This window comes from Streptomyces sp. AC1-42W (genome assembly GCF_003248355.1).
GTDB lineage: Bacteria > Actinomycetota > Actinomycetes > Streptomycetales > Streptomycetaceae > Streptomyces.
In genome coordinates, this window is sequence record NZ_QKWY01000001.1 from 3,841,619 (window position 1) to 3,854,410 (window position 12,792).

Annotated in this window: 11 protein-coding genes and 1 pseudogene; 9 read left to right on the forward strand and 3 right to left on the reverse strand. The window is 74.9% G+C overall.

The genetic code is table 11. The features are described from left to right. Positions 1–177 precede the first annotated feature (177 nt). The 5 genes and pseudogenes from DNK56_RS17490 (at position 178) to DNK56_RS17510 (ending at position 2,720) form a co-directional block, all read left to right on the forward strand. A complete protein-coding gene (locus DNK56_RS17490) occupies positions 178–954 on the forward strand; it encodes an alpha/beta hydrolase (protein WP_111335086.1) in 777 nt (258 codons plus the stop codon). A 66-nt stretch (positions 955–1,020) separates the two neighbouring features. Next, positions 1,021–1,521, forward strand: coding sequence for a hypothetical protein (locus DNK56_RS17495; protein WP_111335089.1), 501 nt, complete (start codon positions 1,021–1,023; stop codon positions 1,519–1,521). Positions 1,522–1,525: 4 nt separating this feature from the next. Then, positions 1,526–2,086, forward strand: coding sequence for a putative immunity protein (locus DNK56_RS17500; RefSeq protein WP_111335092.1), 561 nt, complete (start codon positions 1,526–1,528; stop codon positions 2,084–2,086). A 3-nt stretch (positions 2,087–2,089) separates the two neighbouring features. Beyond that, positions 2,090–2,236, forward strand: a pseudogene (locus DNK56_RS36015) (hydrolase); the annotation flags it as partial. A 91-nt stretch (positions 2,237–2,327) separates the two neighbouring features. After that, the gene (locus DNK56_RS17510; RefSeq protein WP_111335094.1) at positions 2,328–2,720 is read left to right on the forward strand and encodes a VOC family protein; all 393 of its coding nucleotides are present in this window, start codon (positions 2,328–2,330) and stop codon (positions 2,718–2,720) included. 9 nt (positions 2,721–2,729) lie between these two features. Here DNK56_RS17510 and DNK56_RS17515 read toward each other — a convergent pair whose 3' ends face one another. After that, entirely contained in the window at positions 2,730–3,959 is a 1,230-nt protein-coding gene (locus DNK56_RS17515) for a beta-ketoacyl-[acyl-carrier-protein] synthase family protein (RefSeq protein ID WP_111335097.1), read from the reverse strand. 65 nt (positions 3,960–4,024) lie between these two features. Here DNK56_RS17515 and DNK56_RS17520 point away from each other — a divergent pair, with 65 nt between their 5' ends. Then, positions 4,025–4,651 (forward strand): TetR/AcrR family transcriptional regulator C-terminal domain-containing protein, encoded by a 627-nt coding sequence (locus DNK56_RS17520; RefSeq protein WP_111335100.1) that lies wholly within the window; start codon positions 4,025–4,027, stop codon positions 4,649–4,651. Positions 4,652–4,661: 10 nt separating this feature from the next. On the opposite strand, the gene DNK56_RS17525 is transcribed toward DNK56_RS17520, so the two are convergent. Beyond that, a complete protein-coding gene (locus DNK56_RS17525; RefSeq protein ID WP_111335102.1) occupies positions 4,662–5,861 on the reverse strand; it encodes a geranylgeranyl reductase family protein in 1,200 nt (399 codons plus the stop codon). 130 nt (positions 5,862–5,991) lie between these two features. Then, positions 5,992–7,089 (reverse strand): polyprenyl synthetase family protein, encoded by a 1,098-nt coding sequence (locus DNK56_RS17530; protein WP_241989915.1) that lies wholly within the window; start codon positions 7,087–7,089, stop codon positions 5,992–5,994. Positions 7,090–7,553: 464 nt separating this feature from the next. Between DNK56_RS17530 and DNK56_RS17535 the strand changes: the two genes are divergently transcribed. From DNK56_RS17535 to DNK56_RS17545, 3 genes are all read left to right on the forward strand, one after another. Next, positions 7,554–9,680: a cellulose binding domain-containing protein gene (locus DNK56_RS17535; protein WP_111335105.1), complete on the forward strand. Its 2,127-nt coding sequence runs from the start codon at positions 7,554–7,556 to the stop codon at positions 9,678–9,680. Positions 9,681–9,891: 211 nt separating this feature from the next. Then, on the forward strand, positions 9,892–11,124 hold the full coding sequence (locus DNK56_RS17540) for a lycopene cyclase family protein (protein ID WP_111335108.1): 1,233 nt from the start codon (positions 9,892–9,894) through the stop codon (positions 11,122–11,124). A 109-nt stretch (positions 11,125–11,233) separates the two neighbouring features. Then, positions 11,234–12,784 (forward strand): FAD-dependent oxidoreductase, encoded by a 1,551-nt coding sequence (locus DNK56_RS17545; protein WP_111335111.1) that lies wholly within the window; start codon positions 11,234–11,236, stop codon positions 12,782–12,784. Positions 12,785–12,792: the final 8 nt, after the last annotated feature.

The window sequence follows — 12,792 nt, forward strand, 5'->3', positions numbered from 1 at the left end:
AAACCCGCTGGGCGTACGGGGGACGGCGCTGATACATTCCTCCCGGCCGTGGACCGGAACGAGGAGGTGGTACCCGTGAACGCAGTATCGACATGGGTGCTCCCCTCCGGGGTCACGGTCGGGCGGTAGGCAGATCGTCCGGGAGCGCCGTTCCACGCACTCCCGAAGGACACGACCATGCATGTCACCTCCGAGCGGCGCCTCGCCACCCCCTCCGCGCAGGGCCCCGGCGACGACGTACTCGAACGCACCTTCCTCCTCGGCGACATCCCCGGCATCGTGTGGACCCCCGCGTCCGCCTCGGCGTCCGCACCGGTGCCGCTGATCCTCCTCGGCCACCCGCCGCTCGGCCTCGACGCGATGTACCCGCGTCTCGCCGACCGGGCCCGGCACTCGGCGGCGGCCGGCTTCGCCACCGCCACCGTCGAGCTCCCCGGCAGCGGCGACCGGCCCCGCCTGCCCGTCCTCGACCGGGCTCGCGCCGACCTGCGCCGGACCATGAGGGCCGGCGAACCCGTCGGCGACGAGATCGTCGACGCGCTGGTCCTCCCGCTGGTGGACCGTGCCGTCCCGGAATGGCAGACCGCCCTGGACGCCCTCCTGACGCTGCCCGGCATCGGAGGGCCGGTCGGCTACTCGGGCGGGGTGATCTCCATCGGCGTACGCCTCGCACGGATCGAGCCCCGCGTGGCGGCCGCCGGACTCTTCGCCGGCAGCTTCGTCCCCCGCGGCATCTTCGAGGAAGCCCGCCAGGTCACCATCCCGCTCCACGTCCTGCTCCAGTGGGACGACGAAGGAGGCCACCGGCAGGCCGGGCTCGACCTGTTCGACGCGTTCGGCTCCACGGAGAAGTCCCTGCACGCCCACCTGGGCGGCCACACCGGCGTCCCCCGGCACGCGGGGGCCGGCGCGGTCGACTTCTTCACCCGCCACCTGAAGCGCCGGGCGGCCTGACACGGCACCCCGGTGGTACGGCCCCGAGCCGCACCACCGGGGTGCGCCACTGGCTAGGGTGAGCCCGTGACCGAAGCCTCCCGCACCAGCCCCGAGCCGTCCGACGAGGACGGGGCCCTCATAGCCGCGGTGGACGACGACGTGCTCGGCGCCTTCGTCCGAACCTCGCAGACCCTGCCCGGCGGCACGCGTCTGGACGCCCCGCACTTCACCGCGAGCCACCGGATCGGCGACCGCACCGTAGCCCTCCTCCTGGACACCACCGACGAGGCGCGGGCCCGCCGGCTGCTGCCCCGGATGCGCCGGGCCGTGGCGGACGGCGCGCTCCTGCGCGCACGCGCGGTGGAGGCCGTGGTCCACGCGTTCAGCGAAACCCCGCCGACCCGGCGCGAGCTGACGGACGCCCACGCCGACCTGCTGCTCCACACCGTCGTGGTGGACTCCGCATCGGAGGTCGTCCTGCACCTGGACGACTCCTGCGGCGAGCACATCATGATGGAGGGCTACTGGCCGGCGGTCCGCTTCGACGCGGACAACCAGGTCACCGACGTCACGATCGAGGCCTGAGCCCGTGCCGCGCCCACAGGCCAGGGAGGCGGGCGAGGTCGCCCTCAGCAAGGACGACCTCCGCGCGGTCACCGCATTCGCCGCCGCCTGCGCGGAAACGGTGCTCGACGTGTTCGAGTCCGCCCACCCGGACGACCCGCGCCCCCGCGAGGCCGTCGAGACCGCCCGGGCCTTCGCGCGCGGCGGCGAACGGGGCAAGGCGCTGCGGGACACCGCCTGGGCCGCCCTCAAGGCCGCCAAGGACGCGGACACGGAGGCGGCACGCGAGGCCGCGCGGGCGGCGATGGCCGCGGCGGGAGCCGCCTATCTGCACCCCCTCGCACAGGCCACCCAGGTCGGACACATCCTCGGCTCCGCCGCCCACGCCGCCAGGGCGGCCGAACTCGTCGCCGGCGACCGCACGGCGGGCGAAGCGCACCTGGCCCGGTCGGCACGGCACGCGCCCCCCGCCGTCACCGACGTACTCGCCCGCTACCCGGCCGCCCCCGAAGGCGGCGGCCGCACCGGCGAACTCCTCCGAAACCTGGACACCGGACTCCGCAGGCCGCACCCGGACACGGCCTAGCCGGCTCCGACCCGCGCGGACGGCGAGCGGCACGTGGTGGTCGCGGTGAACATGCAGAGGTGGAACACTCTCGACGCCTCCGGCAGGCCGCGGCCCCACCCCATCGACCGTGCACTGGCATCGCTGTGCCGCGTGGCGATGTACGGCTGAGCCGCGCCGGGGGTCCGTCCGCCGCACGCCTGCGGCGGACGGCCGAACGGTGGCCGCCGCCCGACCCATTCGGACCAGAGAAGAGCGCGCCGTGAAAATTCACCTGACCAGCATCTTCGTCGACGACCAGGCCAAGGCCGAGCGCTTTTACACCGAGATCCTCGGCTTCGTGAAGAAGTACGACGTGCCGGTGGGCGGCGGGGCCCGCTGGCTGACCGTCGTCGGACCCGACGACCCCGACGGGACCCAGCTCCTCCTGGAGCCCGCCGGTCACCCGGCCGTCGCCCCCTACCGCGACGCGCTCGTCAGGGACGGCATCCCGCTCGCCCAGTTCGCCGTCGACGACGTGGAGGCGGAGTACGAGCGGCTGCGCGGCCTCGGCGTCGACTTCCTCCAGGGGCCCACGGAGATGGGCGCGGTCACCACCGCCGTCTTCGACGACACCTGCGGCAACCTGATCCAGATCGCCACCGAGCCGAGCTGACGCTCCCGGTCACCGCGCGGCCGCGACCACGAGCGACACGTTCTGCCCGCCGAAGCCGAACGAGTTGCTGAGCACCGCCCGCTGAGGCGCGTCCCGCCGCTCCGCCACCACGTCCAGGCCGATGTCCGGGCCGACGCCGGCCGCGGCCAGGTTGCGGGTCGGCGGGACGATGCCGTGCGCCACGCTCAGGACGGCGATGACGGCCTCGATCGCCCCCGCCGCGCCGAAGAGGTGCCCGAGCGACGCCTTGGGTGCGGTCACGGCGGCGCGCCCGAAGACTTCCCGGATCGCGCGCGCCTCGGCGGCGTCGCCGACCGGGGTACCGGTGGCGTGGGCGTTGACGTGGCCGATCCCGCCGGGCGCGATCCCGGCACGGGCGAGGGCCTTGCGCATCGCGGAGATCTGACCGGAGCCGTCCGGCGCCGGGGCGGTGATGTGGTGGGCGTCGGCGGTGATGCCCGCTCCGGCGAGCACCGCGCGGACGCGGGCGCCGCGCGCGGCGGCGTGCGCGGCACTTTCCAGGACCAGGACGGCGGCGCCCTCGCTGAGCACGAACCCGCTGCGGTCCGCGGCGAACGGCCGGGAGGCGGAGGCCGGATCGCCCGGGTGCCGTGACAGCGCCTGCGCCTGGACGAAGCCGGCCACGGTGACGGGCGTGATCGCCGCCTCCGCGCCACCCGCGATGACCAGGTCCGCCTCGCCCGCCCGGATGAGCCAGGCCCCCAGGGCGACGGCCTCGGCCCCGGACGAACAGGCGGAGACGGGGGTGTAGGCCCCGGCCCGTGCTCCGTACTCGATGCTGATCAGGGCCGCCGCCGCGTTGGGCATGAGCATCGGGACCGTACGGGGGGAGACCCGCCGGGTGCCGGACCGCTCCAGGACGTCGTCCTCCCGCAGCAGCGTCCCCACGCCCCCGATGCCCGTCCCGATCGCCGATGCGAGCCGGTCCGGGTCCACCTCGGGCGCGCCCGCGTCGGCCCAGGCCTCGGCCGCCGCGACGAGCGCCGCCTGCTGGGCGCGGTCGAGCCGCCTGGCCCGTACCGGCGGCAGCGAGGCGGCGGGGTCGGCGGCCATCGTCCCGGCGGCCGTGCCCACGAGGCCGCTGTCCTCACGGCCGGCCGGTGCCAGGGCCCGGATGCCCGACTCGCCGGCCAGCAGCGCCTCCCAGGTGGTCGCCACATCCCCGCCCAGGGGGGTGATCGCGCCCATTCCGGTCACGACGACCTCGTTCCCGTCCATGCTCCGCACCTTTCTTGTATGCGATACAAACGAACGAGGGTTGTTGTATCACATACAATTCGGACGTGGAGAAGAAGCGAACCGAGACGGGACCGCCGTCCGCACGCTCGCGCGACCGCGGTCGCGCGACGAAACGCCGCCTGATCGAAGCGGCCGCGCGGCTCTGCGAGGAGCGGCCCGGCACCGAGGTGAGCGTGGCGGAGATCGCGAGCGCGGCCGGAGCGTTCCCCAACCAGGTGACGTACTACTTCGGCTCCAAGGACTCGCTCCTCGTGCACGCCGCCTTCCTCGGCCTGCTCCACGACACCCGCCGCGTCGAGCGCGTCGGCCGCCAGGCCCCGGACGCGGCGGCCTTCCGGCGCAACATCGCCCGCGCCGTCCTGGCCATGCCCTCGCTGCCCTTCGTCGCGCGGGCGCTGGCCACCGGGATCGCCCGGCCCGAACTCGCCCCCGTGGTCGACCAGCACCTCCAGCTGCTGTTCCGGCAGTCCGAACGTTTCACGGGACGGCTCCTCGAAGCACGCGGCTGGCGTACGGGCCGCCCCCTTGCCGCCGAGGTCAGGACGTTTTGGAGCACCGCGCTCGGGGCGGTCCTGCTCGTCCGCGCCGGGGCCCACGGCACCTCCGCCGACCTCGACCTCGCCGGCTCGCTGACCCTCCACGACGGCCCGGACCCGGCCGGGCCGTCGTGAGCGCGGCCCGTCACCCGCGCCGGTGTGGGGAGAGGCGGGTTGCGAGGGTGGTGGCCGTGCCGACGAACGGGGCGGCCATGATGTGGGCGACGCTGGTGTCCCCCGCGATGTAGGAGTCCAGCCGGCGCCAGGCCGGGGGCAGCCGGGTCAGGGCCGTGTGCACGAGCCGGGGATTGCGGCTGAACAGGTCCATCAGGGCGCTGCTGGCCCGCATCTCGGCGCCCAGGGTCTGCACGACCTGCCGCCGGTAGGCAGCGGTGACGGCGTCCACCCGCTCCCGGCCGACGTCCACGAGCCGGGCGGCGGCCCGCCCGGCCAGCTCGCCCGAACCCAGCGCGTACGAGATGCCCTCCCGCGACCAGTGGTCCAGGAGCGCGGCGGCGTCGCCCGCGACGAGCACCCGGCCCCGGGCCAGCGGTGAGTCCGGGCGACGGCACCGTGTCAGATGCCCGGTGTCGTGGAGCGGCTGGGAGCCGGTCAGACCCTGACGGCTCAGGAAGTCCTCCTCGTACGCGCGCAGCGCGGCCGGGTTCCCGCGCGCCGCGACCACTCCGGCGGTGCACACGTCCCCCTTCGGGAACACCCAGCCGAAGGAGCCCGGCAGCGGACCCCACTCCATCAGCGCCCGCCCCTGCCACCGGGCGGCCGCCGCGCCGCCCACCGGCACCTCCACCTCCAGCGCGAGGTCGACCTGGGCGCACCGCACGCCGACGTACCGGGAGACCCGGCCGGCGCTGCCGTCCGCGCCGACGACGGCCCGCGCCCGCAGGGTGTCGCCGCGCCCGGTCCGGACCGTGACCGTGTCGCCCTCGTGCTCCAGCGAGGTGACCGCGGTGCAGTCGTCCACCCGGGCCCCGGCCGCCGCGGCGGCCTCGGTCAGCGCGGCGTCGAATTCGCTGCGGTACACCATGGCGCAGGTCGGGGTGCGACAGCCCAGGGTGTGCTCGGCGCGGCCGTTGAGGGTGAAGGTGAACCGGTCGGCCGTGTCCCGGACGTTCAGCGGCAGGCCGGGCGGCAGCGCGGCGAGGGAGGCCCCGATCAGGCCGCCCCCGCAGGTCTTGTAACGGGGGATCGAGGCACGTTCCAGCAGGAGCGTCCTGCGGCCGCTCTGCGCGGCGACCCGGGCGGCCGTGGCACCGGCCGGCCCGGCGCCGACGACGATCACGTCCCAGACCGCGGGCCGGCGGACGGAGGAAGAGTGAGAAGTCATGGCGGGCACCTAGGAGTTGTGCGGGGCGGGGGTGGCGGGGTCGCTGTTCACGGAACGCCTCTTCGGATACGCCGGTCACCGACCGGACCGCGCGGCCGTCATGCGGTGAGGCCGTCATGCGGTGAGGCCGTCATGCCGTGCGGGCGGCCGCCTCGGCGGCGACGCGGCGCAGGGCGTCCGCCGCGCGGGGGACGAACGGCGCCCGCTCCAGGGCCGCGAGGGCCGCCTCGTAGCGGGCAGTGATCATCTTCTCGACGGTCTCGCGGGCACCCGTCTCCTCCAGGACCCGGCGCACCGCCGCCGCCCCCCGTGCGTCCAGGCCGGGGTCCCCGACGAACCTGCGCAGCAGCCGGGCCTGCGACCGCGACGCCCTGCGGACGGCCAGCGCCATGAGTACGGTCGCCCTGCCCGACCGCAGGTCCTCCGTGACCGGCTGCCCGGTGACGGCCGGGTCGCCGAAGGTCCCGCGCAGGTCGTCGCGGAGCCGGAACGCCTCGCCCAGAGGCAGCGCGTACGCCGAACACGCCTCCAGCGTCCTGGCGCCCGCCCCGGCGAGCACCGCGCCCAGACGCAGCGGCCGCTCGACGGCGTACCGGGCCGTCCTCAGCCGGACCACCCGGGAGGCGAGGGCGATGTCCGCACCGGGCGGCCCCGCGGTGCGCGCATCCAGGTACTGGCCGAGCACGACCTCGTTGCGCAGGGTGTCGACCAGCGGCAGCAGCACCCGGTACTGACGGTGCGTGAACCCTGCGGAGTGCAGCATCTCGTCGCACCGTACGAGCGCCAGATCGCCCAGCAGCACGGCGGGGTTCCGGCCGGACGTGTCCGGGGCGGCGCGCTCCCGGTGGCGGACGGCGAACGTCCGGTGCGCGCCGGGCGCTCCCCGGCGGCCGTCGTTCTCGTCCGCGATGTCGTCGTGGATCAGGGTGAACGCGTGCAACAGCTCCAGTGACGCGGCCAGCCGGACGGCGGCCTCCTCGCCCTTGCCGTCGCGGCCGCCGCCGGCGGCGTACCAGCCGAGGAGACAGAGCAGCGGTCCGACGCGCTCGCCCGGAGCGAGCACATAGGAGGCGAGCGTACGGTCGGGATCGCGCCCGCCGCCCACGCGACGGCGCTGAGCGGGGACGCGGGACGAGGGGCTGCACAGGAAGGCGGCGAGTGCGGTGTCGATCGACTCGCGCAGATCGGCGAGATCGAGCGCACCGGCCCTCATGGCCTGCGGACGCATGGGGGTCCTCTCGGCTGGGCGAACGAGCCGGGGGGAGCGGGGGCGGCGCCTGCCGGCGCGAGGGGAAGCCCCGCGTCCCCCGACCGGGGCGACGCTGCGGGTGAGTGTGGACCGGACCTGGAGGGCCAGGTCCGAGGGGCTGAAGACATTGCCCCCGGGGCTGCTTCCGACACGATCAGCCTTCCCAAGTCGCGTGACTCTACGCGTTCTTTCGAGTGCGCAGAGTTGCGCAAAAGAGGGGTGAGCGCGTGCCCCCGCTCCTGGCGGCCCCCTGTGCGCCCATGAGCGGCGCGAGTGCGCGTCGCGCGCCGCCGTGACCCCGCGTACGCCCAGCGGCTCCCGCGCGTACGGCCGTTGACACGGCGGGGCGCCCCTCCCATTATGGGAGCGCTCCCACGCGTGAGGTCCGATCACCTGCTCCGCCGCACCCCGACTGTCGCCGAGATCCCCAGGGAGGATCACCCATGGCGCCATCGCACAGATCCCCGCACCCGGCTCGGGGCGGCTTGCGCTCCCTCGCGCGCGCCGCCGCCGTCCTGGCCGCCTCGCTGGCCCTGCTGTCCACCACGGCCGGCGCGGCCCCCGCCGCACCCCGGGCGGCGGACGGCGCGGACGTCGACGTCCGGGTGAACGCCCGGGCCTCGCTCGGCACGCTGACCGGCGAGGCCCGCGGGGTCAACACCGCCATTTGGGACGCGCACATGAACGACCCCGAAGTGGCGGACCTGATGAAGGCGGCCGACGTCGGGATGATGCGCTACCCCGGCGGTTCGTACGCGGACATCTACCACTGGGAGACACACACCGCGCCCGGCGGATACGTCGCCCCCGGCACCGGCTTCGACGCGTTCATGGGCACCGTCCGCGCCACCGGGGCGCAGCCGATGCTCATCGCCAACTACGGCTCCGGCACCCCCGAGGAGGCGGCCGGCTGGGTCAGGTACGCCAACGTCACCAAGAAGTACGGCGCGAAGTACTGGGAGATCGGCAACGAGATCTACGGCAACGGCCACTACGGCAGCGGCTGGGAACACGACGACCACGAGGACAAGAGCCCCCGGGAGTACGCGCGCCAGGTGCGCGCCTACGCGGCGGCCATGAAGGCCGTCGACCCCACGGTCAGGATCGGCGCCGTCCTCACCAGTCCGGGCGAGTGGCCGGACGGCGTCGTCGGCACCGGCGACGCCGCCGACTGGAACCACACCGTGCTCCCCGCCGTGGCCGACGTCATCGACTTCGTGAGCGTCCACTGGTACGCCGGAGGCGGCGACACCACCGCCGACGACGCCCTGGCCCGGCTGGCCAAACTGCCCGGCGAACTGCGCGAGGTGCGCAACCAGATCGACCGGGTGGCGGGCGCCGACTCACCGGACATCGAGATCGCCCTCACCGAGATCAACACCAACACCGGAGGCGCCCGCCTCACCGCCCGCCCCAACGGCCTGTTCGCCGCCGACGCGTTCATGACCGCGCTGGAGAACGGTGTGTTCAACGTCGACTGGTGGAACACCCACAACGGCATCGACCGGATCACCACCGTCGACGGCGAGACCGACTACGGCGACATGGGCATGCTCTCCAGCGGCGCGTGCTCCGGCGAGGTCTGCGAACCGGCGGTCAACACCCCCTTCCCTCCCTACTACGGAATGAAGATGACCAGCGAACTCGGCACCGCGGGCGACACCATGGTCGCCGCCGAGTCCTCCGCGCAGGACGTCTCCGCCCACGCCGTGCTCCGCCGCGACGGACGGCTCGCCGTCATGCTCGTCAACAAGAACCCCGACTCCGCGCGCACCGTGGCCCTCGACTACGCGGGCTTCACCCCCGCCGCCACCGCGCCCGGGGTCAGCCGCTACGCCCGCGGCGACAGCGACATCATCGAGGTCACCGACGGCGACGCGTCCGCATTCCGGGTCACAGTGCCCCCGTACGCCCTGCTCACCGTCACCCTCGAACCGGAGGCCGGAACAGGACCGGCCGCCTCCGCCGCCGGCACACCCGGCACGCCCCGGCTGGACGCCGTCACCGACACCACCGCACGGCTGTCCTGGAACGGCGCGACGGGCGCCGCCCGCTACCTCGTCCAGGAACGCGACGGCTCGTACACCCGCGTCGTCGGCGAGAGCACCGGCACCTCCGTGACCCTGCGCAACCTGCCGCCCGGCACCACCCACACCGTCAACGTGCTGGCCTCCGACTCCTCGGGGCGGATCTCCGGCCCGTCCGCGCCCCTCACCTTCACCACAGGGACGCCCGAGGACGCGGCCTGCTCGGTGACCTACCACCGTGACACGAGCTGGGGCAACGGCTTCGTGACCACGGTGACCGTCAGCAACCTCGGGGAGACCCCGATCACCGGCTGGACGGTGGACTGGGACTGGCCGACCGCGGGCCAGTCGGTGTCCTCCTGGTGGAACGCCACGTTCCACCAGACCGGCACCCATGTCCGCGTGACCGCCCCCGAAGGCGCGGGACCGCTGGCGGCGGACGGCGGCTCGACCGCCTCCTTCGGGTTCGTCGGCGCCAACGACGGGCCCAACCCCGACCCGGCGGCCTTCCGCCTGAACGGCGCCGTCTGCTCCGGCGGCTGACCCCGGCACACGGGGGAGCGCGGACCCGGCCCGGGGCGTGGGCCGGGTCCGCCGCGTTTCCCGGTCCGCCCCGTCGTGGCTCCTGGCTTCGCCCGGCGGAACGTGGTCCGCTGGAGCGACGGCCGGCCCCGAGGAGCACCATGAACGACGAACACCCCCGGCCCCACCACCGGCCCGCCCGCGAGGTGGCGGCCGACCCGGCGCGCCGGGCATGACACCGGGGCGGGCCGCACACCCCGGGCCACCCGCACACAGTGACGTCACCGTCGTCGGCGGCGGCGCGGCCGGACTCAGCCTCGCGCACCGCCTGACGGAGACCGGCGCCGCCACCGTCACCGTGATCGAGCCCCCGGACGGGCCGCTGCGCCCCGCCGAGCGCACCTGGTGCTACTGGCACGCCGGCACCGACGGCCTGGAGGACGCCGTCACCACGACCTGGCCCCTCCTGCGCGTGCACGGCGCGGACGGCCGCCCGGTCACCGTCGACCCGGCCCCCTTCACCTACCGCATGCTCCGCTCCACCGACTTCGAGAACCTGGTACGCGGCCGGCTGGCCGGCTCGGACCGGAACCGCCTCCTGCGGGCGACGGCCGACGCGGTACGCAGCGTGCCCGGCGGCGCGGAAGTCCGCTGCACCCTGCCCGGGGGCCGCACGACGACCCTGCGCAGCCGCCGCGTGTTCGACTCACGGCCCCTGCCCGCCCTGCCCCCCGCCCGCACCCAGCTCCTCCAGCACTTCCGCGGCTGGTTCGTCCGTACCGCCACCGCCCGCTTCGACCCCGGCATCGCCGACCTGATGGACTTCCGCGTCCCCCAGCCCTCCCACGGACTCGCCTTCGGCTACGTCCTTCCGCTGGCCCCGGACCGCGCGCTCGTGGAGTACACCGAGTTCTCCCGCCGCACGCTCACCACCCCGGCGTACGAATCGGCGCTCGGGCACTACTGCCGCGACGTGCTGCGCCTCGGCCCGTTCACCGTGGAACGGACCGAACAGGGGCTGATCCCCATGACCGACGCCCGCTTCCGCCACCGCGCCGGAGCCTCCGTGTTCCGCATCGGCACCGCGGGCGGCGCCACCCGGCCGGCCACCGGATACACCTTCGCCGCCGTCCAGCGGCAGAGCCGCGCCATCGCCGCCGCCCTCCGCGCCGGACGCGGCACCGTCCCCGCACCCCACGGGCGCCGGGCGCTGGCCATGGACGCCATCATGCTCCGCGCCCTGGACACCGGACGCATCGACGGCCCCGCCTTCTTCACCGGCCTGTTCCGCCACGTCCCGGCCGAACGCCTGCTGCGCTTCCTCGACGGCACGGCATCCCTCCGCGAGGACTGGGGCATCGGGCTGCGCACCCCCGTGCGGCCGATGCTCGCCACGGCGGCCGAACTGCCCTTCCTGCCACGCCGGACCCGGCCCCTCACCGAAGCCGGAGCACCCCACCGATGAGCCCGTCGCCGGATGGCAGACCGGCACCGAGCACACCTCCCCGCCCCGCCCCCGCCCGCAACAAAATCCCCCACAACAGAAGCCCCGCCACGACACGGAAGCGCCCTCCATGACCACCCGCACCGCCACCCCCCGCCGGGGCCGCGACCGCAAGGCCGACATCCTGCTGCCCGCCCCCGGCGCCCCACGCTTCGCCGCCGGTGACACCCCGTCGGTCGCCGTCATCGGCGGCGGCATCGCCGGCCTGTCCGCAGCCACCCTGCTGTCCGAACGCGGCGCCCGCGTCACCCTCTACGAACGGGACGACGCCCTCGGCGGCCGGCTCTCGGGCCACCGCACCCTGCTCGCCGACGGCTCCCCGGCGACCATGAGCCGCGGCTTCCACGCCTTCTTCCGCCAGTACTACAACCTGCGCGGCCTGTTGCGCCGTACGGACCCCGGCCTCACCCGCCTCGCCCCGCTGCCCGACTACCCCCTCCGGCACAGCGGCGGCCTGACCGACAGCTTCGCCCGCGTCCCCAGGACCCCGCCCCTCAGCGCCCTCGGATTCGTCGCGCTGAGCCCCACCTTCGGCTGGCGCGACCTGGCCGCCATGGACGCCCGCGCGGCACTCCCGCTCCTCGACGTACGCGTCCCCGAGGTGTACGAACGCTACGACCACGTCACCGCGACCGGCTTCCTGGACGGCGTCCGCTTCCCCGAAGCCGCCCACCACCTGGCGTTCGAGGTGTTCTCGCGCAGCTTCTTCGCCGACCCGCGCCACCTGTCCGCCGCCGAACTCCTGCTGATGTTCCACATCTACTTCCTCGGCTCGGCGGAGGGCCTGCTCTTCGACGTACCGGCCGAACCCTTCCCCCAGGCCCTCTGGGACCCGCTCGCCGACTACCTGCGGGGCCACCGCGCGGACATCCGCACCGGCACCCCCGTACACCGCGTCACCCCCGGCGACGACGGGGCCCACGTACACACCGACGCCGGCACCGACCACCACCGGGCCGTGGTCCTCGCCCTCGACACCGGCGGCCTGCGCGGCCTCGTCGCCGCCTCACCCGGCCTCGACACAGGCCGCTGGCGCGACGACGTCGCCGCCCTGCGCACCGCACCGCCCTTCCTCGTCTCCCGGCTCTGGCTCGACCACCCCGTCCGCCCGGACCGGCCCGGCTTCCTCGGCACCAGCGGCTACGGCGGCCTCGACAACATCAGCGTCCTCGAACGGTACGAGGGCGAGGCCGCCCGCTGGGCCGCGCGCACCCAGGGCTCCGTCGTGGAACTCCACGCGTACGCCGTCGATCCCGGCGCCGAGCACAAGGACGTCCAGGAGACGCTCGTCGACCGGCTGCACCGCGTGTACCCGGAGACGCGCGACGCGCGGATCGTCGACAGCAGGCACGAGTGGCGCTCCGACTGCCCCCTCTTCGAGCCCGGCTCTCACCGCCGCCGCCCCACCGTACGCACCCCCCACCCCTGGCTGGTGCTCGCCGGCGACGCCATCCGCTGCGACCTGCCCGTCGCCCTCATGGAACGCGCGGCCACCACCGGCTTCCTCGCCGCGAACGCCCTGCTCGCCGACCGGGGCGTCCGGGGACAGACGCTGTGGACGGTGCCCCGGACGGGCCGCTCCCGCACCCTGCGGGCCCTCGCCGGGCTGCGACGCGACTGAAGCCGGTG

Bases quoted from the DNA above. Each gene is read 5' to 3' on its own strand.
- DNK56_RS17490 (WP_111335086.1), top strand. From the start codon at position 178: ATGCATGTCACCTCCGAGCGGCGCCTCGCCACCCCCTCCGCGCAGGGC.
- DNK56_RS17515 (WP_111335097.1), bottom strand. From the start codon at position 3,959: ATGGACGGGAACGAGGTCGTCGTGACCGGAATGGGCGCGATCACCCCC.
- DNK56_RS17525 (WP_111335102.1), bottom strand. From the start codon at position 5,861: ATGACTTCTCACTCTTCCTCCGTCCGCCGGCCCGCGGTCTGGGACGTG.
- DNK56_RS17530 (WP_241989915.1), bottom strand. From the start codon at position 7,089: ATGCGTCCGCAGGCCATGAGGGCCGGTGCGCTCGATCTCGCCGATCTG.
- DNK56_RS17535 (WP_111335105.1), top strand. From the start codon at position 7,554: ATGGCGCCATCGCACAGATCCCCGCACCCGGCTCGGGGCGGCTTGCGC.
- DNK56_RS17540 (WP_111335108.1), top strand. From the start codon at position 9,892: ATGACACCGGGGCGGGCCGCACACCCCGGGCCACCCGCACACAGTGAC.
- DNK56_RS17545 (WP_111335111.1), top strand. From the start codon at position 11,234: ATGACCACCCGCACCGCCACCCCCCGCCGGGGCCGCGACCGCAAGGCC.